This window comes from Dermacoccus abyssi (genome assembly GCF_003515945.1).
Lineage (GTDB): Bacteria > Actinomycetota > Actinomycetes > Actinomycetales > Dermatophilaceae > Dermacoccus > Dermacoccus abyssi.
In genome coordinates this window covers 182,666-203,630 of the sequence record NZ_QWLM01000003.1, presented here as the reverse complement: position 1 = coordinate 203,630, position 20,965 = coordinate 182,666, and the positions used below count along the sequence as shown (strand labels likewise).

The following is a 20,965-nucleotide window of genomic DNA, read 5'->3' as shown; positions in this document are numbered from 1 at the left end:
CAGCGAGGACGTGGAGGTCGCGCACTACCCTCGAACCATGTCCGGACCGGCCGCCAGCGTGATCGAACGCTTCCTCGATCACCTCAGCGCAGAACGTGAGCGTTCGCCCCACACAGTGCGTGCGTACGCGGGCGACTTGGAAAGCCTGCGCCATCACCTCGACGAGGTGGGCGTCGGCTCCTGGGGCGATCTCACACTCACCCACCTGCGCGGATGGCTCGCGGGCGTCAGTGAGAGCGGCGCATCACGCACGACGGTGGCCCGCCGGGTCTCGAGCGCGCGCACCTTCTGTCGGTGGGCGAAGAAGCAGGGCGTCATGGCGACGGATCCGTCGGTTCGGCTCACGGCGCCGAAGCGGCACGCGTCGCTGCCGGACGTGCTGCAGGCGTCGCAAGCCGCGCAGATCCTCGACGCCGCGCGCGACAGGACGAGTGCTGGAGGTACCGGGGAGACGCGCTCCAGCGATGCAGCCGAGAGGGCGGGCGGCGAGAGCGATCCGACGACGCGCGCCGTGGCGCTCCGTGACGCCGCCGTCCTCGAGCTCCTCTACGCCACGGGGATGCGCGTCGGCGAACTCGTGGCTCTCGACGAAGCAAGCCTCGACGAGACGAATCGACTCGTCCGTGTCATGGGCAAGGGTCGCAAGGAACGCATGGTGCCCTACGGCGCGCCGGCCGAAACGGCGCTGCGCCTCTGGCGATCGACGGGGCGTCCCGCGCTCGCGCAACCCGCCTCCGGCCCGGCTCTGTTTCTCGGCGTGCGCGGCAGGCGCATCGACCAGCGCCAGGTGCGCAGCATCGTCCACGCCGCCACGTCAGCCGTCGAGGGAGCACCCGATCTCGCGCCCCACGGTCTGCGCCACAGTGCCGCGACGCACCTCGTCGAGGGCGGCGCCGACCTGCGAACGGTGCAGGAGTATCTCGGGCACGCCTCATTGTCGACGACGCAGATCTACACCCACGTGTCGGCTGAGCGTCTGCGCGCGGGCTACGTCCAGGCGCACCCTCGGGCCTGATCGCCGCTCACAGCGGCGGCAGCAGCACGGGACGGATACCGGAGACGAGCGTCAGCGGATCGCGGTAGGCGTCCTTGGCCACCTTGTACCCCCAGTGCAGGCAGCGTTTCTCGCAGTGACCGCCGGAAGTGATCTTGCCGATCACCTGGCCTCTGCTCACGTGGGCACCGCGCTCGACGTCCGCCGCCACCGGCTCGTACGTCGTGTCGAACCCCTCCGGATGGCGCAACGTGATGACCGGACGTCCCGCGATCGTGCCGACGAACGTCACAGTGGCATCTGAGGGCGCCTTGACCGACGTGCCTTGCGTCGTCGCAAGGTCGACACCGCGGTGGCCCGCGCCCCACTTCACCTCGGGAGGGTCGAACCGCCGCGTGACAACGTGCGGGTCGACAGGCCAGGCAAACCGCTCGGACGGAGCAACTACGTCACTCGTCGAAGCGCTGCTCTGAGCCGCGGGCACCGGCGCCCGAGTGGGCGGTGACGCTGCTGCGTTGCTCGCGAGGAGCACGACGACGGCGCCGACGAGCGCAGGACGAAGGCGGGCAGGTGACATGCCCTCAGCTTCGATTGCCTGCCCTGCTCACCGGCAGCTGAGCAACTGGTGCCCTGTGGAAATGTCTGTTCGAGAGGCCCCTCAGGCGCGCTGGCCGTATGTGTCCACAAGCCGCGTCACGGCTTCGTCGATCGTGGAACGCTTCTTGCAGAACGCGAAACGCATGACACTCGCCATGCCGCTCGCCTCGGCGTCGTCACAGAACACGGACGCCGGAACAGCAACCACGCCCGCCGCCTCCGGCAGCTCCAGCGCGTATTGCTCAGCGTCCGTGACGCCGCGCGGAGCGGCATCAGCGAGGACGAAGTAGCCACCCTGCGGAACGACGACGTCGAAGCCGGCAGCGCGCAGACCGTCGGCGAGCACGTCACGTCGAAGCGCCATGTCCTCGCGCAACCCGGTGAAGAAATGGTCGGACATCTCAAGACCCGACGCGATGCCGAGCTGCAGGGGAGTGCCGGTACCGAAGGTGACGTACTGCTTCGCCCCGTTGACGACGGCGACGAGGTCGGCCGGGCCGGTGACCCAGCCGATCTTCCAGCCCGTCGTGTTGAACGTCTTGCCGCCCGAGCCGAAGGTGAGGGTTCGCTCGGCCATGCCCGGCAGCGTCGCCATCGGCACGTGTTCGTGGGGCGCGAAGGCCAGGTGCTCGTACACCTCGTCGCACATGACGATCGCGTCGTGACGCGTCGCCAGTTCGCCGATGAACGCGAGCTCCTCGCGGGTGAACACCTTGCCCGTCGGGTTGTGCGGCGTGTTGAGCAGCACGACGGCCGTGCGCTCGCTGAAGGCCGCTTCGAGGGCGGCCTCGTCGACGGCGAAGTCGGGGAAACGCAGCGGCACCGTTCGGCGCACACCGCCGGCGCGCTCCACCATGGCGGCGTACGAGTCGTAGTACGGCTCGAACATGACGACCTCGTCGCCGGGGGAGACGAGGCTGAGCACCGACGCCGCAATGGCCTCGGTGGCGCCGGTCGTCACGAGGATCTCGGACGCCGGGTCGAGCTCGATCCCGTACCACCGCTGCTGGTGCCGGGCGATGGCGGCGAGCAGTTCGCCGGTGCCCCGCGCCGGCGGATACTGGTTGTGGCCACCGTTGATCGCCTCGATCGCGGTGTCGCGCACCGTGGCGGGGCCGTCGGAGTCGGGGAAGCCCTGGCCGAGGTTGACCGCGCCGGTCTCGGCGGCCAACTGAGTCATCCGGGCGAAGATCGTTCCGCCCGCGGGAGCAGTGATGGAAGAGCGCTTTCCGGTCATCGCCTCACCGTAGCCGACCGGCAACCGGGCCGATTTCTTGGCGGGGCAACCCAACCGGTAAGCTGGAGGCACGTCTTGTGTGTCCACGTTCGGATGCGTTCACTCGCCCCGGTGGGTTGACGAAGAGGAGCGAGGCTCACGAGACGAATTCGCGTGACCTTCTTCGCGAAGGCGCGACCCGGTAACGGGCCGCGCGTGGAGCGAGGTCGACGTCCAGCAGTCCGACACCGTGAACCTGTGCGAGGGGAATGGGGCCGGCGGCCGTCGATCGGGTCACCAGGGCAGCAATCCGGCTGCAAGAACTGAAACCTCTAAATGAAAGGGGACTTCGGCATGGCCGTCGTCACCATGCGCCAGCTCCTCGAGAGCGGCGTCCACTTCGGACACCAGACCCGTCGGTGGAACCCGAAGATGAAGCGCTTCATCATGACGGAGCGCAACGGCATCTACATCATCGACCTGCAGCAGTCGCTGACCTACATCAACGACGCCTACGAGTTCGTCAAGCAGACGGTCGCCCACGGCGGCACGATCCTGTTCGTCGGCACCAAGAAGCAGGCTCAGGAGTCCATTGCCGAGCAGGCCACCCGCGTCGGCATGCCGTACATCAACCACCGTTGGCTCGGCGGTATGCTCACCAACTTCCAGACGATCAGCAAGCGCCTGACGCGTCTGAAGGAGCTCGAGACCCTCGACTTCGACAACGTTGCCGGCTCCGGCTACACGAAGAAGGAGCTCCTGCTCCTCTCGCGTGAGAAGGCCAAGCTCGAGCTCGTCCTCGGCGGTATCCGTGAGATGAGCAAGGTTCCCTCCGCCGTGTGGATCGTCGACACGAAGAAGGAGCACCTCGCGGTTGACGAGGCCCGCAAGCTCGGCCTCCCCGTCATCGCGATCCTCGACACCAACTGTGACCCCGACGAGGTCGACTACAAGATCCCGGGCAACGACGACGCGATCCGCTCCGTCACGCTGCTGACGCGCGTCATCGCCGACGCCGTTGCCGACGGTCTCATGGCTCGCTCGCAGGGCAAGTCGGGCGACGCCGCCACGACCAACGAGCCGATGGCCGAGTGGGAGCGTGAGCTTCTCGCCTCCGAGGACGCCGCTGCGAAGACCGACACCGAGACGGGCCCCACGTCCGTCAAGGAAGCTGCTGACTCGACGGCCGCCGCCGCGACGAAGGACCCCGCAGAGGCCGCTGCTCTGGCCAAGGCCGAGGAGAAGCAGGCTCAGGCCATCGCCGACTCGCAGGCCTGATTTTCCAGACCTTCACCGCTTCGTCATCCGCCCGCCGTCGCTCTCGACCAGAGTGACGGCGGGCGGGTGACCGAGCACCACCACAGCATTCTTTCGACTCACCGAGGAGCGAAAAACATGGCGAACTACACCGCCGCTGACATCAAGGCGCTGCGCGAAGCAACCGGCGCCGGCATGATGGACGTCAAGAAGGCTCTAGACGAGGCCGAGGGCGACAAGGCCAAGGCCACCGAGATCCTTCGCGTGAAGGGCCTCAAGGGCGTCACGAAGCGTGAGGGCCGCTCGGCCTCCAACGGTCTCGTGACGGCCAAGGTCGAGGGTGGCGTCGGCACCCTCGTCGAGATCAACTGCGAGACGGACTTCGTCGCCAAGGGCGACAAGTTCATCACCCTCGCCGACCAGGTCCTCGCGCAGGCCGTTGCCGTCAAGGCGACGAACGCCGAGGAACTGCTCAAGTCGGACATGAACGGCCAGACCGTCGAGGACGTCCTCAACGAAGCCAACGCCACGATCGGCGAGAAGATCGTCGTCAACCGCGTCGGTCGCCTCGAGGGCGACGTCGTCGTCTCCTACCTGCACAAGACGAGCCCGGACCTCCCGGCTCAGATCGGTGTTCTGGTGGCCGGTTCCGGCGACGAGACGACGCTGCGTGACATCGCGATGCACACGGCCGCGTTCTCCCCCTCGGTTCTCACGCGTGACGAGATCGACGCTGACGTCGTCGAGAACGAGCGTCGCGTCGCGGAGGCCACTGCCAAGGAGGAGGGCAAGCCGGAGGCTGCTCTGCCGAAGATCATCGAAGGCCGTGTCAACGGTTACTTCAAGGAGAACGTGCTGCTCGAGCAGCCGTTCGCCAAGGACGCCAAGAAGTCGGTCGCCAAGGTGGCCGAGGAGGCCGGTGCAGAGGTGAAGGGCTTCCTTCGCTTTAAGGTCGGCGTCTGACAAGCAGGAGGCGAAGGTTGTCGACGTGGCGAGCGCTAGCGAGCTCCGTCGGCGGCCGAAGCCGAGTGCGCAGTCAGACGCCAGAAAAATAGCGTCTGACTGGTGACCGCACAGACTCAGCCCGCTCCCAGCCCACGCGGCAGGGAGCGGGCTTTGTCATGCCCAGTGCTCAACCCCATCCGTTACCGTGACCCCGTGAGCGACTTCATCGCCGAACTCCCCGCTTCTGTCGCCCGCATCGACGGCCTCGACGGCGGCGATGCTCTGCGGGTCGACGGCACCCGCTCGTCGGGTGTGGTTCAGCTGCACGGAGCGCACGTCACGAGTTTCGTCCCTGTCGGTGGGGACGAGATGTTGTGGATGAGCCCTCTTGCGAAGGCAGGCGCGTCGGCGATCCGTGGTGGCGTGCCGGTCTGTTTCCCCTGGTTCGGGTCGGGTGTTTCGGGTGACATGAAGCCGTCGCACGGTCCGGCGCGTGTGGTGCCGTGGCGTCTCGTGGAGGCGGACGAGGATGCGAAGACCGTGCGGTTGCACTTCGAGTTGTCGCATGCCGATGTCGCGGGTGCCCCGGGCGGTGACCACTGGCCGGAGGGGCTCGTGGCACGCTACGTGGTCACCTTCGGGGAAGCCTTGGCCCTCGAGCTGGGCGCCGTCAACGAGGGCTCCGTGGACGTCACGGTCGAGGCGGCCCTGCACACCTACCTCAGGGTCGCCGACGTACGGCAGGTCGCCCTCGAGGGCGCCGTGGGTGCCTCGGTGCTCGACCAGCTCACAGGGCGCACCCACACCCAGGACGGTGCCGTCGTGTTCGACGGTGAGGTCGACTCGATCGTCCACCTCGAGGACGCCCCGTTGCGCCTGGTGCCGCGTGACGACGCCGCACGCAGCCTGCTGACGTTGACCCGCGAGGGCAGCGGTGACGTCGTCGTCTGGAATCCGCACATCGAGAAGGCCTCGGCCATGGGCGACGTCCCCGATGACGCGTGGCCGGGCTTCGTCTGTCTCGAAACGGCGAACGTGCGCGACAACGCCGTCACCTTGGCGCCCGGAACCTCCCGCACCATGCGGGCCACCTATGCGCCGGGGGAGTGACGCTCGTTTCCGCTGGCCGTGACGCGTGTGAAAGTATTGCTCGACGCATGTCCGAGAGCCTGCCAGGAGGCGAAATGAGCGACATTCCGAGCGGTCAGCCGGTCACCGGCGAGACGCGCACCCCCTACACGCGAGTGCTGCTCAAGCTCTCGGGCGAGGTCTTCGGCGGCGGAAGTGTCGGCGTCGACCCCGAGGTCGTGCGTGCGATCGCCCGTCAGATCGCTCCGGCCGTCCGCTCCGGCGTCCAGGTCGCGGTCGTCGTCGGTGGAGGCAACTTCTTCCGCGGCGCCGAACTGCAGCAGAAGGGCATGGACCGCAGCCGCGCCGACTACATCGGCATGCTCGGCACCGTGATGAACTGCCTCGCTCTTCAGGACTTCCTGGAGAAGGAGAACATCGAGACGCGCGTGCAGTCCGCCATCGAGATGACGCAGGTCGCGGAGCCGTACATCCCGCGCCGGGCGATCCGTCACATGGAGAAGGGCCGCGTCGTCATCTTCGGCGCGGGTGCAGGCATGCCGTTTTTCTCCACCGACACCGTCTCGGCCCAGCGTGCGCTCGAGACGCACTGTGACGCCGTGCTCGTCGCGAAGAACGGCGTCGACGGCGTCTACTCCGACGACCCGCGCAAGAACCCCGAGGCGGTCAAGCTCGACACCGTCACGCACGCGGACGCCCTGGCGCGCGGTCTCAAGATCGTCGACGCCGCCGCGTTCAGCCTGTGCATGGAGAACAAGCTGCCCATGGTCGTGTTCGGCATGGAAGGCGAAGGCAACATCACCCGCGCTCTGCAGGGTGAGAAGATCGGAACGTTGGTCGCCGCGTCCTGATTCGGGCGTGCGATCGAGAGAAACGACGAACGGAAGCGAAGCCATGGACATTGACGAGATCCTCCTCGAGGCCGAGGAGAAGATGGACAAGGCGATCGACGCCGCCAAGGAGGACTTCGCGTCCATCCGTACCGGCCGTGCGAACGCCGCCATGTTCAACCGCCTGACAGTCGACTACTACGGCGCTCCGACGCCGCTGCAGCAGCTCGCGTCGTTCCAGACGCCCGAGGCGCGCACGATCCTCATCATTCCGTTCGACAAGTCGGCCATCTCCGAGATCGAGAAGACGCTGCGCGACTCCGACCTCGGCGTGAACCCGAGCAACGACGGCAACCAGATCCGCTGCATCCTGCCCGCCCTCACCGAGGAGCGCCGCAAGGACTACATCAAGATGGCCAAGGACAAGGCCGAGAACGGCCGCGTCAGCGTCCGCAACGTGCGCCGCAAGGCGAACCAGGACATCGACAAGCTGGTCAAGGACAAGGAGATCGGCGAGGACGAGGGCGCACGCGCCGAGAAGGACCTCGACGCTCTGACGAAGAAGCGTGTCGACACGATCGACGCGCTCCTCAAGGGCAAGGAATCCGAGCTTCTCGAGGTCTGACCTCGAGTTCGTCCTCGAAAGCCCGATGCCTGCATCAGCAACACCACCGACCCCGCCGCCACCCGGCGCGGGGTCGGTTGCTGCGCCCGCATCGGCTCCGAAGAAGAACAAGGCCGGCCGTGACCTGCGGGCCGCAGTGTTGGCTGCGCTCGTTCTCGGCGGGCTCGTGCTCGTGTCGCTCTTCGTCCGCAAGGAGCTGTTCGTCGTCCTCGCGACGACGGCGTCGGTGATCGGCACGCACGAGCTGCTGCGGGTCATGCCGTCGGGCCACTTCCGCCCCTCCTGGGCGCCGACGCTCGTCGCGGCCGCCGTCATTCCCGTGGCGGCCTACGTCATGGGTCCGTCGGCCATGCTGGCCGCGCTCGTCGGCAGCGTGCTCGTGTTCATCCTGTGGGGGGCGCTCGCCAACAAGGACGCCGCCGACACGGCGGCGGCCGCGTTCATCGCCCTCTACGTCCCGGCACTCGTGTCGTTCGCGATGATGCTCCTCCATGCTCCGGACGGCGTGAGCCGCATCATCGTCTTCATCCTCGTGACGATCAGCAGCGACATCGGCGGGTACGCCGCCGGCGTCATGCTCGGCAAGCACCCGATGGCACCTACCGTCAGCCCGAAGAAGTCCTGGGAGGGCTTCGCCGGGTCATGGGCGAGCTGCGTCGTCGTGGGCGTGCTCTCGGTGACGCTCGTGCTCCACGCTCCCTTCTGGGTGGGCATCCTGCTCGGTTCGGCTGTCGTCGTGGCCGCGACGGCCGGCGACCTGTGCGAGTCGATGATCAAGCGCGACCTCGGCATCAAGGACATGAGCAACCTCATCCCCGGCCACGGCGGCCTCATGGACCGCCTCGACTCGCTCGTGCTCGCCGCGCCCGTGACGTGGGCCGTGCTCACCGCGTTCGCCGCGTGACCCCCGCGAAGGAGACCTTCGATGACCACTGACCTTCCCACGCCCACGACCCGGCCTGCGCCGGGGCAGCTGACGTTCACCGCACCCCGCCGGGGCAAGCCGCCGCAGCACCTCGCCGACTTCGACCTCGCCGGTCGTCAGGCGTTCGCGAAAGAGCTGGGGCTTCCGGCCTTCCGCGCCAAGCAGGTCTCGACGCACTACTTCGAGCGGTTCGTCGCCGACCCGGCCGAGATGACGGATCTGCCGAAGGCCGGCCGCGAGGAGATCGTCTCGGGTCTCATGCCGCCGCTGCTCACGAGTGTCAAGACGCTCGTCGCCGACGGCGGCAACACGCTCAAGCAGGTCCACCGCCTCCACGACGGTGCGCTCGTCGAGAGCGTCATCATGCGTTACCCGGGCCGCGTCACCATGTGCATCTCGAGCCAGGCCGGCTGCGGCATGAACTGCCCCTTCTGCGCCACGGGCCAGGAGGGCCTCACCCGCAACCTCTCGACGGCCGAGATCGTCGAGCAGGTCGTCGCCGGTGCCCGACTCCTTCGTTCCGGCGAACTGCCCGGCCTCGAGGAGGAGGACCGCGAGCACCCGCTGCGCGTGAGCAACGTCGTGTTCATGGGCATGGGGGAGGCGCTCGCCAATTACCGCCGCGCCATCGACGCCATCAAGCGCCTCACGGCCCCGGCCCCCGAGGGCCTCGGCATGTCGGCGCGCGGCATCACGATGTCGACCGTCGGGCTGGCGCCGGCCATCGACAAGCTCGCCGCGGAAGGCATCCCGGTGACGTTGGCGCTCTCGCTCCATGCGCCCGACGACGAACTGCGCAACGAACTCGTGCCCATCAACACGCGCTGGAGCGTCGACGAGGCGCTGGATGCGGCCTACCGCTACTTCAAGACCACCGGCCGGCGCGTCAGCATCGAGTACGCCCTCATCAAGGACATCAACGACCAGGGCTGGCGCGCTGACCTGCTCGCCAAGAAGCTCAACGCGCGCGGCAAGGGCTGGGTGCACGTCAACCCGATTCCGCTCAACCCGACGCCGGGGTCGAAGTGGACGGCGTCGCGCAAGGGCGTCGAGCAGAACTTCGTCGAGCGCCTGCGCGCCGGGGGCATCCCGACGACGGTGCGTGACACCCGCGGTTCCGACATCGACGGCGCGTGCGGTCAGCTGGCCGCAAGCACGGCCTGAGTCACGCGGATCATCCGCGAGCCGCGCTGAGGAAGGCTCGCGAGACGCCCTCCCGGCCATAGCCGGGCCGAGGTTACGCTGACCCGCAACCTCGTCAGATCGATCGAAGAAGACCCCATGAGCGAAGCCGGACGCGAGTTCGTCCTCACCGTCAGCTGCCCCGACCGCACCGGCATCACGCATGCCGTCTCCGGGGTGGCGCTTGAGAACGACCTGTCGATCGCCGACAGCCAGCAGTTCGCCGACCCGACGTCGGGGGAGTTCCACCTGCGTATGCACCTCACACGCCAGGGGGAGCCCACGGATGTCGAGACGGTGCGGGAGTCGTTCGCGCGCGTCGTCGAGGAGTTCGACATGACGCTCGGTCTGCACGACGCCAGCGAACGTCAGCGGGTCGTGCTCATGGTGAGCAGGCAGGGGCACTGCCTCAACGACCTGTTGTTCCGTGTCTCCACGGGACAGCTGCCCATCGACGTCGTCGCCATCGTGAGCAACCACGAGGACTTCCGGGGCGTCGCCGAGTGGTACGGGCTGCCGTTCCACCACGTGCCGGTGACGAAGGAGACCAAGCCGCAGGCCGAGGCGGAGCTCCTGCGCATCATCGAGGAGACGAAGGCCGACACGGTCGTGCTCGCGCGGTACATGCAGGTGCTCTCGGAGGACCTGTGCGCGCGCCTGTCAGGGCGCGTCATCAACATCCACCACTCGCTCCTGCCGAGCTTCAAGGGCGCCAAGCCGTACACGCAGGCGCACGAGCGCGGCGTCAAGGTGATCGGTGCGACGGCGCACTACGTGACGGCGGACCTCGACGAGGGGCCGATCATCGAGCAGGACTTCCGCCGCGTCGACCACCGCATGACGCCCGCCCAGCTGTCGACCGCGGGTCAAGAACTCGAGGCGATGGCGCTCGCGCGTGCTCTCATGTGGCACGTCGAACACCGCGTGGTACTGCGCGGACGCCGTACCGTCGTCTTCGCCTGATCGCTCGTCACGTCAGGCCCGCGCGAGCACGATGTCGAGCGCCTCACCCGGCGTCTCGACGAGGTGCAGGTGTTCGGCGAATCGCTTGCCTTCGCTCAGCGCTGTGAGCGCCGGCCACACCGGAACCATTTCGGTCCACTGCCGCTGCCCGACCAGGACGAGGTCGGGCAGCGGCGCGTCGTCGGGGGCGTAGTAGAGCGGCGTGACGCTCTGGAAGATCTCCTGCACCGTGCCGGCTGCGCCCTCGAGGACGACGACCGCGTCGTTCGAACCCGCGAGGAGGTCGTCCTCGCGCAGCGCGTTCGAGAAGTACTTGGCGATGGCATCACCGAACACGTTGGGCGGCTCGTGGCCGTAGAACCACGTCGGGATGCCGACGCTGCGCAGGTCGTCGCCCGAGCCGAGCAGCTCCTTCGCGCGGAATCCTGCGCTCGCCCACGCGCCGATGTCCGGGCGGAACGAGGGCACCTGCGCCACGACGTCGAGGGCCTCGTCGAGTCGCCCCGTGCGATCCGCGGCGCCGAGGTTGGCCGCCTCCATCGCGCCCGGTCCGCCGCCGGTCAGAACGACGAGGCCTGCTTCCGCGAGACGCCGCGCAAGGTGCGCGATCTCCAGGAAGGCAGCCTCGTCACGTGACATCGCGTGCCCACCCATGATGCCGACCGTGCGCCGACCGTCGAGGGCCTCCTGGAGCGCGTCGCGCATCGAGTCGTCGTGGAGCGCTCGCAGCGCTGTCGCGTAGGCGTCGTGACGGGCCGCGCACTCACCGAACCACGCGTAGGCGCGGGCGTCGGGAGTCGCCTCGTACCCGGACGGCTCCAGGCCGTCGTACAGCTCGGTGGGGGAGTAGAGCGCGTGACGATAGGCGTCCACCGGCGCGCCGGGGTCCGCCGGAAAGATGATGGCGCCCCGGCGCGTGAGATCCATGGCGAGATCGCCCGGTACCTGACCGCCCAGCACGACGAGGCCGTCGAAGCGGTCCGCCGCCTCGCGCAGGCGGGTGCCGGCCGAACCGCTCAGGTCGACGTTCTGCAGTCGGAAGCCGTCGAGGCTGACGGAACCGTCGAGGGCCTCGTCGAGCTCGGCCGCCGAATGGATTTCGCGAAGCATGCGCCAACCTTGGCACAAACGTCGGGACGAACTCACGCGTAACCCATTGGCGGCGGGCAGGATGTGTTCATGGCCGACAACGATGTGACCTACGCCGAGGCGTACCAGCGCAGCATCGACGACCCCGAGGGTTTCTGGCTCGAGGCTGCCCGGGGCGTCGACTGGATCTCGCCGCCGAAGCAGGCGCTCGATTCGAGCAGCGCCCCGCTCTACCGCTGGTTCCCCGGGGCCCGGCTCAACACCTGTTACAACGCGCTCGACCGTCACGTCATCGCAGGCAATGCCGACGAGCTCGCGCTCATCCACGACAGCGCCGTGACCGGCGAGGTGCGCACCTTCACGTACGCGCAGCTCCTCGATGAGGTGGCCCGTGCGGCCGGTGTGCTCCAGGCCCTCGGCGTGGAGAAGGGCGACCGCGTCGTCATCTACATGCCGATGATCCCCGAGGCGGTCATCTCGATGCTCGCGTGCGCCCGCGTCGGCGCCGTGCACTCCGTGGTGTTCGGTGGCTTCGCGGCATCCGAGCTCGCTGCCCGCATCGACGACGCGCAGCCGAAGGTCGTCCTGTCGGCCAGCTGCGGCGTCGAGCGCACACGCATCGTCGAGTACAAGCCGATGCTGGACGCCGCCCTCGAGAAGGCGACGCACGAGGTGTCCCACTGCGTCATCGTCCAGCGCCCGCAGTACGAGGCCGAGATGGGCGAGCGCGACTTCGACTGGGAGAAGGTCATGGCGCCGGGCGCGGTGCAGCCCGCCGGGTGCGTCGCCGTCGAGGCCACCGATCCGCTCTACGTGCTCTACACCTCCGGAACCACCGGTCGCCCCAAGGGCATCGTGCGCGACAACGGCGGTCACGCCGTGGCGCTCACGTGGTCGATGGCGAACATCTACGGCATGCGCACCGGCGACGTCTGGTTCACGGCAAGCGACGTCGGCTGGGTCGTGGGGCACTCCTACATCGTCTACGCGCCGCTCTTCGCGGGCCTCGCCACAGTGCTCTACGAGGGCAAGCCGGTGGGCACGCCCGACGCCGGAGCCTTCTGGCGCGTCATCGAGCAACACAAGGTGGCGGGCCTGTTCACCGCCCCCACCGCCATTCGGGCCATCAAGAAGGAAGACCCGAACGCGGAGCTCCTTGCCGAACGAGACATCTCGACGCTTCGGACGCTGTTCCTCGCGGGCGAACGCCTCGACCCCGACACCTACACGTGGGCGCACGAGAAGCTCGGCGTTCCCGTCGTCGACAACTGGTGGCAGACCGAGACCGGCTGGCCGATCGTGGCGAACCCCACGGGCATCGAGACCTTCGAGGCCAAGCCCGGTTCGGCGACGAAGCCCAGCCCGGGATACGACGTCCAGGTGCTCTCCCCGGACGGAGCGGTGCTCGAGCCGAACACCGAGGGCGCCGTCTGCATCAAGCTGCCGCTTCCCCCGGGCACGCTGCCGACGCTGTGGCAGGACGACGAGCGCTATGTCAGTTCCTACCTGTCCGCCTTCGACGGCTACTACCTCACCGGTGACGGCGGGTACATCGACGAGGACGGGTACGTGTGGATCATGGGCCGCACCGATGACGTGCTCAACGTCGCCGGTCACCGCCTCTCGACGGGTTCGCTCGAGGCGGCGCTCGCGGGGCACCCGGCCGTGGCCGAGTGCGCCGTGATCGGTGTGGCCGACCCGCTCAAGGGGCAGGTGCCGCGGGCCCTCGTCGTGCTCAAGTCGGGACGCGAGTTCAGCGACGCCGAGATCGAGACGCTCGTCGACGAACTGCGGACGCGGGTGCGTGACGAGGTGGGTGCACTCGCATCGCTGAGCGCGGTCGACGTCGTCCAGGCGCTGCCCAAGACCCGTTCGGGCAAGATCCTGCGCAAGACGATGCGCCAGATGGCCGACGGCGAGACGCCGCAGGTGCCGGGCACGATCGAGGACGCGGGCGTGCTGGACGCCCTGTCCGGAGTGCTCGGCCCCCGCGACGCCTGAGGCTCAGGCCAGCTTCGTCGCCGTGAGCGTGAAATCGCGCGCCCGCAGTCGCTCGACGTAGGGCATGCCGAGCGCGACGGCGGGGGTGAGCACTCCGCCGTCCGCGCCGGTCGGCAGCTGCGGCAGGTCGCCTTCGGCCAGCGTGAGCGCGGCCTCGGCGAGCATGACGACGGTGGCGTTGTACCCCGGGTCGCCCTGTGCCGCCACGATGCCGCGGTAGTGTGCGCCCGTCGTCGTGGTGGTGCGCAGGTCCATGCGGAAGAAGCCGTTGACGCGGGACTTCTCGTCCGGCCCGCTGCCCGGCTTGGGCACGAGGCGTTCCACGATCGGGCGAGCCTTCTGGCTGCCGAGCGCCGCGAAACCGCCCGCCAGGGCACCCGCGATGGCGTAGGCGCGCAGGCGTCCCTTGAGGCCGGCTCCGGCCTTCATCACCTCGCGGTAGCGGAACGTCTTGCCGTATCCGTGGCCGAACAGGGCGTTGCTGCGGCGCACGATGCGCGTGTTGTAGGAGGCCATGACGAAGGGCGCCGTCCAGGCCTCGACGTCGTCCGAGTACCCGACCTTGAGCGAGTCCTTGTACTCGCCCTCGGGCTCGGCGGCGCGATCGGGGGAGAGGGAGAACTTGTCGCCCGCGATCTTGCGGCGTTCGGGCTGCGAGGCCATGTCGTCGGCCTGCTGAATGGCCGAGGCGACGGTGCCGCCGCTCATCCCGCCCTTCATCGAGGCGTAGACCGTGGTGTCCCCGAGGTCGCCGTCGCCGGCGTCACGGGCGGTCTGCGCGGTGAGGAAGGCTGCCAGGTCGGACGGCACCGAGTCGTAACCACACGAATTGACGATACGGGCGCCCGAGGCCCGGGCCGCCTCGTCGTAGTGGTCAATGCAGTCGCGGGCGAAGAGCACCTCACCGGTGAGGTCGACGTAGTGCGTGCCCGCGGTGGCGCAGGCGCCGACGAGGGGCAAGCCGTAACGCGCGTACGGGCCGACGGTGGAGATGACGACACGGGTGCTCTCGGCGAGAGCGCGTAGCGATGCCTCGTCCGAGGAGTCGGCTTCGACGATGCCCCACTCCTCGGCGTCGGCACCGAGCGAGTTGCGGACCGTCTCAACTCTGGAGCGGGTGCGCCCGGCAAGGGCGATTCGGGTGTCGGCGGGTGCGTGGGCGGCCAGGTCTGCGGCTACGAGCTCCCCGACGAATCCTGTTGCGCCGAAAAGAATTACGTCGAATTCACGATCTGTTGAGGTCATGTCGTAGAGCCTACCGGCTCGCCTGCGGCGAGGCCGATTGCCTCGTGATTCGTCTCAACTGGGAATCCGCCCGAGATGTGTGCCAATCTGTCCGCATGATGGATGGTGGCGCATGGCACTGAGCGCATTCGAGCTCTATTCGATCGGAATCGGGCCCTCCTCCTCACACACCGTCGGCCCGATGAGGGCAGCCGCACGCTTCCTCGACGTCCTGCGAAGCGAAGGCCACTTCGACGACGCGGCCCGAGTGCAGGTCGAACTCTGCGGCTCGCTCGGGCAGACGGGCCACGGCCACGGTTCCGACAAGGCCGTCGTCCTCGGACTCATGGGGGAGGACCCGGAGACGGTCGACACCGACACTGCGGACGACCGCTTCCGTGAGGTCAAGGAGTCGCACCGCATCATGTTGGGCGGCACGCGCGAGCTTCCGCTCGACGACGAAGACCTCGTGCTGCACCGTCGCAAGACGTTGCCCGGCCACCCCAACGGCATGATCGCCCGCGCCCTCGACGACGCCGGCAACACCCTCGTCGAGCGCGTCTACTACTCCATCGGTGGCGGCTTCGTCGTCGACGAGGACGCCCTCGGCGCCGACCGCGTCGTCCAGGACACAACGCAGGTCGAGCTCCCGTTCTCCACCGGCAAGGAACTGCTCGCCGTGTGTGAGCGCACGGGTCTGTCGATCAGCGACGTCATGCTGCGCAACGAACTCGCGTGGCGCTCCGCCGACGAGGTGCGCGCCGGCATGCTGCACCTGTGGTCCGTCATGGACCAGTGCATCGAGAACGGCTTCTCCACCGAGGGCACGCTGCCCGGCGGCCTCAAGGTCCCGCGCCGCGCCCCCGCGATCCGTCGCGCCCTCAACGCCCAGGTCGCCCCGGCGACCACGTCGACCCGCTCGACATCATGGACTGGGTCAACCTGTTCGCCATGGCCGTCAACGAGGAGAACGCCGCCGGCGGCCGCGTCGTCACCGCACCGACGAACGGCGCCGCGGGCGTCATCCCCGCGGTGCTGAAGTACTACACGACCTTCGTGCGTGGCGCTGACGACGACGGCATCGTGCGCTTCATGCTCACCGCCGCCGCCATCGGCATCCTCTTCAAGGAGAACGCCTCCATCTCCGGCGCCGAGGTCGGCTGCCAGGGCGAGGTCGGCTCCGCCTGCGCCATGGCCTCCGGAGCGCTCTGCGAAGTTCTCGGCGGAAACCCGGAACAGGTCGAGAACGCCGCCGAAATCGGCATCGAACACAACCTTGGCCTCACGTGCGACCCCGTCGGCGGCCTCGTGCAGATTCCCTGCATCGAGCGCAACGCCATCGCAGCCGTCAAAGCCATCAACGCCGCGCGCCTGTCCAAGCGCGGCGACGGCAAACACACCGTCAGCCTCGACCAGGCCATGAAGACGATGCGCGAAACCGGCCGCGACATGAGCATCAAGTACAAGGAGACGGCCCGCGGCGGGCTCGCGGTGAACGTCATCGAGTGCTGAGTCCTCCCTTGCGCCGTCTTCCGGCCAGGCCCTGGGGGGCCTGTCTCGGTGCGACGGCGCTTCGGGCGTCTTCGCGACTGAGTGAGCGACCTTCCGCCTCGCAAGCTCGGCGGTCGGTTCGCTCACTCAGTCGCTCGACGGGTCCGCTTCCAGCGTGGTGCTGTTTCCGAAGAGTGTTGCGGCTTCCGTTCTTTGGCTGGCTATTTTGCCGTGGTCACCTTGTTCGTGGTCAGGGCGTTGACGATGTCGCGGATGTGCTTGTCGAGGCTTGGGCTGCTAGCTCCTCCAGGGCCGCGAGGTGGCGGTTCAGGGCCTGGTGGCCCGCCTTCGTGAGCGTCACCCACGTCGTCGGCCGCTTGCCCTTCGCCCCCTCGCGGCGCAGCGAAACGTAGCCCGCCTCCGAGAGCGTCTTCAGGTGCTTGCTCAACACGCTGTCCGCCACGTCCAGATCCTCGCGCAGACCCTGGAACCCCGCGCTGGCGACCGGCGCCAACATGACGCAGATGCGCAACCGGATCGGCGCGTGAATCACCTCGTCGAACGCCACAGCGCTCAACGCGACGCCGCCTGCACGCCGCCCGAACGGATCCCGTCACGCAGAGCCTCGTCGTCCCATGACGACCGTGGCAACGAACGCGACCGCCGCTGCGACGACGTTCACGCCGTAACTCCAGTCGAACGCGCCGCGCAAAACGGCTACAGCCATGCACGCGACGAGGACGACGACGTAGCCGATCCACCAGTGTCGCGCCGAGCCGCGTGCCTGGGCGGGACCGAGCCACACGTTCGTTCGATCGCGGTAGGTCCGCACCATAGCGCCCATGGTCGCTGCGGCGAGAAGGCACACCACGAGCATGACCGCCACGCCGGTGGCCGACGTGCCGAGACCCACGGCGAGGCACACGGCGGCAACGGCAAGCCAGCGTGGGGGGGGGGGGGGGTACCAGCGGCCCGGCGTGACGAGACGATCGGCCGTGCGCTCACGCGGCAGCTGCACGTCCCGAAGGGCTTCCTGAGCTTCCATGTGAATTTCCATGGTGGAAAGTTCGCCCCTGACTTTCCGATATGGAAAGTGTGTGCCTCGAAATCGGTGGTGCGCGGACGGCAGGCGTCGGCATCGTCGGTGGGGGATTGTCGGAGCCGTCCGTCACAATGGATGACGTGACAACGCAGCGCACCGTCTCCCTCCTCGGTTCCACCGGCTCGATCGGCACTCAGGCGTGCCAGATCGTCCGGGCCAACCCCGAGCGCTTCCGCATCGTCGCGCTCAGCGCGGGCGGACGCGACCTCGAGCTCGTCGCACAGCAGGCCGTCGAGTGCGACGTCGAACTCGTCGGCATCGCAGCGGGTGACCGGGCGAAGCTCGAGAGCCTCATCGCCGATGCCGCCCAGGCGACGGGCAAGCGCGCGGTCAGCCGTGTCGTCGTCGGCGACGACGCCTCCGTCCGCGCGGCCGGTGTCGGAGCCGACGTGGTCCTCAACGGCATCACCGGTTCCATCGGCCTGCGCCCCACCGTCGCCGCCCTCGAAGCGGGCAGCACGTTGGCGCTCGCGAACAAGGAGTCGCTCATCGTTGGCGGACCGATCGTCAAGAAGCTCGAGAAGCCCGGACAGATCGTTCCGGTCGACTCCGAGCACTCGGCCATCGCACAGTCGCTCACCTCCGGCGCCGCGCACGAGGTGCGCAAGCTCGTCGTCACCGCCAGCGGCGGCCCCTTCCGCGGCATGACGCGCGAGCAACTCGGCGACGTCACGCCCGAGCAGGCGCTCAAGCACCCCAACTTCGCCATGGGCAGGGTCATCACGACCAACTCGGCCACCCTAGTCAACAAGGGCCTCGAGGTCATCGAGGCGCACCTGCTCTTCGACATCCCCATCGAGCGGGTCGAGACGGTCGTGCACGCCCAGCAGTACATCCACTCGATGGTCGAGTTCCACGACGGCGCGGTTGTCGCTCAACTCGGTCTGCCGACGATGCTCGTGCCCATCGCCATGGGGCTCGACTGGCCGCACCGCATCCCTGACGTCGAAAGGCCGATCGACTGGACCAAGGCCATGAACTGGACCTTCGAACCCCTCGACGACGAGGCGTTCCCCGCCGTGCGCCTCGCGCGTGAGGTCGGCGCCGCCGGGGCCACCTATCCGGCGGTCTACAACGCCGCGAACGAGGAGTGCGTCGAGGCCTTCCACGATCGGCGCATCGGGTTCCTCGACATCGTCGACACCGTGGAGAAGGTCGTCGGGCAACACACAGCAACGAGTGGTGAACTCGACGTCGACGGCGTCCTCGCCGCCGAGACGTGGGCACGAGCCGCAGCCCACGATGCAATCGACAAGGTGGCCCGCTGATGTTGTTCCTCGCCGGTGTGCTCTTCATGGTCGTGGGCGTCGCGCTCTCGATCGCCCTGCACGAATGCGGGCACATGCTGCCCGCGAAGAAGTTCGGCGTGCGCGTGCCGCAGTACATGATCGGCTTCGGCCCGACCATCTGGTCGCGCCACGGAAAGGAGACCGAGTACGGCATCAAGGGCATTCCGCTCGGTGGCTACGTGCGCATGATCGGCATGTATCCACCGAAGGCGGGCGATCCCGAAGGCACCGTGCGGGCTTCGTCGACCGGCCGCTTCACCCAACTCGCCGACGAGGTGCGTGAGCAGTCGTACGAGGAGATGCGCCCCGGCGACGAGAACCGTGTGTTCTACAAGCTCAAGACATGGCAGAAGGTCACGGTCATGTTCGGCGGGCCGTTCATGAACCTCGTCATCGCCGCCGTCGTGCTCGTCGTCATGGTCTCCGGCGTCGGCATGCCCAAGCTCGCCGGAACCAAGGTCACCTCGCTCACCACGTGTCTGACGAAGGTCGCCGACGGCGCGGAGTGCCCCGCCGGTCAGGAAGCACCGGCCGCCTCGAGCGGCATCAAGCTCGGGGACGAGATCGTCTCCGTCGCCGGTCAGAAGGTCTCGAGCAATCGCGACGCCACGCGCGTCATTCGGGAAAATGGCGACAAGCCCATTCCGTTCGTCGTGGAGCGTGACGGCAAGAACGTCACGCTCACCGTCACCACCAAGACGACGAAGGTCGTCAAGCTCGACGGAAAGGGCGACCCCGTCACCGACGCCACCGGCAAGGACGTCATGGTCGACGCCGGATTCGTCGGGCTGTCGATCGGGCAGGTCACCCTTCAGCGCGACAACCCGGCGGCCGCCTTGCCGATGCTCGGCGAGAGCCTCAAGCAGACCGCCGGCGTCGTGCTCAACATTCCCTCCAAGATGCAGGGCGTCGTCAAGGCGGCGTTCGGTGACGAGGCGCGCGACCCGAACGGCCCGATCTCCGTCGTCGGTGTCACGCGCATCGCCGGTGATGTGGCGGAGTCGAAGCAGGTGGAGCTCGGGCAAAAGGTGCTCTTGCTGCTCAATCTCCTGGCCTCGCTCAACCTGGCGCTCTTCGTCTTCAACCTCATCCCGCTCATGCCCCTCGACGGTGGCCACATCGCGGGTGCCCTGTGGGAGGCGATCAAGCGCCCCATCGCCCGTGCTCGTGGGATCACCGGGCCGGTCTACGCCGACGTGACCAAGGCTCTGCCCATCGCGTACGCCGTCTCGATCCTGCTCATCGGCATGTCGGTGCTGCTCATCTACGCCGACGTCGTCAAGCCGATCACGTTCAACTGATCGGGACGTACCGCTCAGAAGTTGGCGTGCATCCGCCAGACGAGCACCTCGGTGACGTCGTCGCTCGCCGAACGCGCCGTGAGGGCGCCGGTCCACGAGCCGCGCACGGCATCACCCTCGCCCGCCTCGATCGAGGTGTCGACGTCGTCGGCCCTCACCTCGAGTGCGCCTCGCGTGACGTAGAGGTGCGTGTGCGGCGCGGCAGCAAACGAGACCTCGCGACCGGGTAGAACTCTGGCGATGTCGAGGGCCACCCAGTGGTTGGCGATGCCGAGTCCCGGCTCCTCGCCCTCACGCCCGGACAGCGCGGTCACGGCACGGCCCTCCTGCGCGGCCTCGTCGAGCGCGTCACTCAGGTGGCGCTGCGCGTAGGCAGGGCGAAGGCGCGGGGTGTCCGGCGGCACCCACATCTGAACGACGCGCGCGGGGTCTGAGTCACTCGGGTTGAGTTCGGAGTGCAGGATGCCGGTGCCCGCGCTCATGCGCTGCATCATGCCTGCGGTGAGGTGCGCGGTGTGCCCGGCGGTGTCGCTGTGGCGAACCTCGCCCTCGACGACCCACGTGACGATCTCCATCTCGCTGTGGCGGTGCGGGTCGACGCCACCGCCCGGATCAATGATGTCGTCGTTGTGCACGAGGAGTGCGCCGTGCGCGTACCTGGCGAGGTCGAAGTTGCCCGCGAACGGGAAGGAGAAGCGCCCGAGCATCCCGTCGACGCGCTGCTCCGAGCGCTCACTCGCCGGGTACAGACGCATCAGAGGCTGAGGGGTCGTCACGTTCGGGCCAACGTCCGCCGGGCAGAGGCGATTCCCAGCCGGCGGGGAGCGGGCATCCTGTCGGCAGGC

Annotated in this window: 19 protein-coding genes and 1 pseudogene; 13 read left to right on the top strand and 7 right to left on the bottom strand. The window is 68.2% G+C overall.

Going from position 1 to position 20,965, the window contains the following annotated elements; all coding sequences use genetic code 11:
* Positions 1-37 precede the first annotated feature (37 nt).
* Positions 38-1,015 carry a tyrosine recombinase XerC gene (locus D1832_RS04010; protein WP_118912710.1) on the top strand — a complete coding sequence of 326 codons (978 nt, stop codon included), beginning with the start codon at positions 38-40 and terminating at the stop codon, positions 1,013-1,015.
* 7 nt (positions 1,016-1,022) lie between these two features.
* Here the strand turns inward: D1832_RS04010 and D1832_RS04005 are convergent, their stop codons facing one another.
* Both D1832_RS04005 and D1832_RS04000 read right to left on the bottom strand, forming a co-directional pair.
* A complete protein-coding gene (locus D1832_RS04005; protein ID WP_118912709.1) occupies positions 1,023-1,571 on the bottom strand; it encodes a M23 family metallopeptidase in 549 nt (182 codons plus the stop codon).
* Between the two features lie 81 nt (positions 1,572-1,652).
* On the bottom strand, positions 1,653-2,828 hold the full coding sequence (locus tag D1832_RS04000; RefSeq protein ID WP_118912708.1) for an aminotransferase class I/II-fold pyridoxal phosphate-dependent enzyme: 1,176 nt from the start codon (positions 2,826-2,828) through the stop codon (positions 1,653-1,655).
* 333 nt (positions 2,829-3,161) lie between these two features.
* Here D1832_RS04000 and rpsB point away from each other — a divergent pair, with 333 nt between their 5' ends.
* The 8 genes from rpsB (at position 3,162) to purU (ending at position 10,623) form a co-directional block, all read left to right on the top strand.
* A complete protein-coding gene (gene rpsB / locus D1832_RS03995) occupies positions 3,162-4,085 on the top strand; it encodes a 30S ribosomal protein S2 (RefSeq protein ID WP_047311991.1) in 924 nt (307 codons plus the stop codon).
* Positions 4,086-4,202: 117 nt separating this feature from the next.
* Positions 4,203-5,027: a translation elongation factor Ts gene (gene tsf, locus D1832_RS03990; protein WP_047311992.1), complete on the top strand. Its 825-nt coding sequence runs from the start codon at positions 4,203-4,205 to the stop codon at positions 5,025-5,027.
* A 195-nt stretch (positions 5,028-5,222) separates the two neighbouring features.
* Complete coding sequence (locus tag D1832_RS03985; protein WP_182434650.1) at positions 5,223-6,119, top strand: D-hexose-6-phosphate mutarotase; 897 nt, start codon at positions 5,223-5,225, stop codon at positions 6,117-6,119.
* 74 nt (positions 6,120-6,193) lie between these two features.
* A complete protein-coding gene (gene pyrH, locus D1832_RS03980) occupies positions 6,194-6,949 on the top strand; it encodes a UMP kinase (protein ID WP_047311994.1) in 756 nt (251 codons plus the stop codon).
* A gap of 43 nt (positions 6,950-6,992) precedes the next feature.
* Entirely contained in the window at positions 6,993-7,553 is a 561-nt protein-coding gene (gene frr / locus D1832_RS03975; protein ID WP_047311995.1) for a ribosome recycling factor, read from the top strand.
* 25 nt (positions 7,554-7,578) lie between these two features.
* Positions 7,579-8,457: a phosphatidate cytidylyltransferase gene (locus D1832_RS03970; protein WP_118912706.1), complete on the top strand. Its 879-nt coding sequence runs from the start codon at positions 7,579-7,581 to the stop codon at positions 8,455-8,457.
* 21 nt (positions 8,458-8,478) lie between these two features.
* Positions 8,479-9,642, top strand: coding sequence for a 23S rRNA (adenine(2503)-C(2))-methyltransferase RlmN (gene rlmN, locus D1832_RS03965; protein WP_047311997.1), 1,164 nt, complete (start codon positions 8,479-8,481; stop codon positions 9,640-9,642).
* Positions 9,643-9,759: 117 nt separating this feature from the next.
* The gene (gene purU / locus D1832_RS03960; RefSeq protein ID WP_047311998.1) at positions 9,760-10,623 is read left to right on the top strand and encodes a formyltetrahydrofolate deformylase; all 864 of its coding nucleotides are present in this window, start codon (positions 9,760-9,762) and stop codon (positions 10,621-10,623) included.
* A 12-nt stretch (positions 10,624-10,635) separates the two neighbouring features.
* Here the strand turns inward: purU and D1832_RS03955 are convergent, their stop codons facing one another.
* Positions 10,636-11,733, bottom strand: a complete 1,098-nt coding sequence (locus D1832_RS03955; RefSeq protein ID WP_118912705.1) for an LOG family protein — start codon at positions 11,731-11,733, stop codon at positions 10,636-10,638.
* Positions 11,734-11,802: 69 nt separating this feature from the next.
* Here D1832_RS03955 and D1832_RS03950 point away from each other — a divergent pair, with 69 nt between their 5' ends.
* Positions 11,803-13,713: a propionyl-CoA synthetase gene (locus D1832_RS03950; RefSeq protein ID WP_118912801.1), complete on the top strand. Its 1,911-nt coding sequence runs from the start codon at positions 11,803-11,805 to the stop codon at positions 13,711-13,713.
* A gap of 3 nt (positions 13,714-13,716) precedes the next feature.
* On the opposite strand, the gene D1832_RS03945 is transcribed toward D1832_RS03950, so the two are convergent.
* The gene (locus D1832_RS03945) at positions 13,717-14,958 is read right to left on the bottom strand and encodes a saccharopine dehydrogenase family protein (protein ID WP_118912704.1); all 1,242 of its coding nucleotides are present in this window, start codon (positions 14,956-14,958) and stop codon (positions 13,717-13,719) included.
* A gap of 112 nt (positions 14,959-15,070) precedes the next feature.
* On the opposite strand from D1832_RS03945, the pseudogene D1832_RS03940 reads away from it, so the two are divergent.
* Positions 15,071-16,449, top strand: a pseudogene (locus D1832_RS03940) (L-serine ammonia-lyase).
* A gap of 229 nt (positions 16,450-16,678) precedes the next feature.
* On the opposite strand, the gene D1832_RS03935 reads toward D1832_RS03940, so the two are convergent.
* The gene (locus D1832_RS03935; protein WP_241510854.1) at positions 16,679-16,996 is read right to left on the bottom strand and encodes a transcriptional regulator; all 318 of its coding nucleotides are present in this window, start codon (positions 16,994-16,996) and stop codon (positions 16,679-16,681) included.
* A gap of 45 nt (positions 16,997-17,041) precedes the next feature.
* Positions 17,042-17,473: a hypothetical protein gene (locus D1832_RS03930; RefSeq protein WP_118912702.1), complete on the bottom strand. Its 432-nt coding sequence runs from the start codon at positions 17,471-17,473 to the stop codon at positions 17,042-17,044.
* A gap of 128 nt (positions 17,474-17,601) precedes the next feature.
* Between D1832_RS03930 and dxr the strand changes: the two genes are divergently transcribed.
* Both dxr and D1832_RS03920 read left to right on the top strand, forming a co-directional pair.
* Entirely contained in the window at positions 17,602-18,798 is a 1,197-nt protein-coding gene (gene dxr / locus D1832_RS03925) for a 1-deoxy-D-xylulose-5-phosphate reductoisomerase (protein WP_118912800.1), read from the top strand.
* Complete coding sequence (locus tag D1832_RS03920; RefSeq protein WP_118912701.1) at positions 18,798-20,120, top strand: M50 family metallopeptidase; 1,323 nt, start codon at positions 18,798-18,800, stop codon at positions 20,118-20,120. Before dxr ends, D1832_RS03920 begins: the two co-directional genes overlap by 1 nt.
* 14 nt (positions 20,121-20,134) lie before the next feature.
* Here D1832_RS03920 and D1832_RS03915 read toward each other — a convergent pair whose 3' ends face one another.
* Positions 20,135-20,875, bottom strand: coding sequence for a pirin family protein (locus tag D1832_RS03915; protein WP_118912700.1), 741 nt, complete (start codon positions 20,873-20,875; stop codon positions 20,135-20,137).
* Positions 20,876-20,965 lie beyond the last annotated feature (90 nt).

Coding starts and splice junctions, on each gene's coding strand:
- D1832_RS04010 (WP_118912710.1), top strand. CDS start 38: ATGTCCGGACCGGCCGCCAGCGTGATCGAACGCTTCCTCGATCACCTC.
- D1832_RS04005 (WP_118912709.1), bottom strand. CDS start 1,571: ATGTCACCTGCCCGCCTTCGTCCTGCGCTCGTCGGCGCCGTCGTCGTG.
- D1832_RS04000 (WP_118912708.1), bottom strand. CDS start 2,828: ATGACCGGAAAGCGCTCTTCCATCACTGCTCCCGCGGGCGGAACGATC.
- rpsB (WP_047311991.1), top strand. CDS start 3,162: ATGGCCGTCGTCACCATGCGCCAGCTCCTCGAGAGCGGCGTCCACTTC.
- tsf (WP_047311992.1), top strand. CDS start 4,203: ATGGCGAACTACACCGCCGCTGACATCAAGGCGCTGCGCGAAGCAACC.
- pyrH (WP_047311994.1), top strand. CDS start 6,194: ATGAGCGACATTCCGAGCGGTCAGCCGGTCACCGGCGAGACGCGCACC.
- frr (WP_047311995.1), top strand. CDS start 6,993: ATGGACATTGACGAGATCCTCCTCGAGGCCGAGGAGAAGATGGACAAG.
- D1832_RS03970 (WP_118912706.1), top strand. CDS start 7,579: ATGCCTGCATCAGCAACACCACCGACCCCGCCGCCACCCGGCGCGGGG.
- rlmN (WP_047311997.1), top strand. CDS start 8,479: ATGACCACTGACCTTCCCACGCCCACGACCCGGCCTGCGCCGGGGCAG.
- purU (WP_047311998.1), top strand. CDS start 9,760: ATGAGCGAAGCCGGACGCGAGTTCGTCCTCACCGTCAGCTGCCCCGAC.
- D1832_RS03955 (WP_118912705.1), bottom strand. CDS start 11,733: ATGCTTCGCGAAATCCATTCGGCGGCCGAGCTCGACGAGGCCCTCGAC.
- D1832_RS03950 (WP_118912801.1), top strand. CDS start 11,803: ATGGCCGACAACGATGTGACCTACGCCGAGGCGTACCAGCGCAGCATC.
- D1832_RS03945 (WP_118912704.1), bottom strand. CDS start 14,958: ATGACCTCAACAGATCGTGAATTCGACGTAATTCTTTTCGGCGCAACA.
- D1832_RS03930 (WP_118912702.1), bottom strand. CDS start 17,473: ATGGAAGCTCAGGAAGCCCTTCGGGACGTGCAGCTGCCGCGTGAGCGC.
- dxr (WP_118912800.1), top strand. CDS start 17,602: ATGGATGACGTGACAACGCAGCGCACCGTCTCCCTCCTCGGTTCCACC.
- D1832_RS03920 (WP_118912701.1), top strand. CDS start 18,798: ATGTTGTTCCTCGCCGGTGTGCTCTTCATGGTCGTGGGCGTCGCGCTC.
- D1832_RS03915 (WP_118912700.1), bottom strand. CDS start 20,875: ATGCGTCTGTACCCGGCGAGTGAGCGCTCGGAGCAGCGCGTCGACGGG.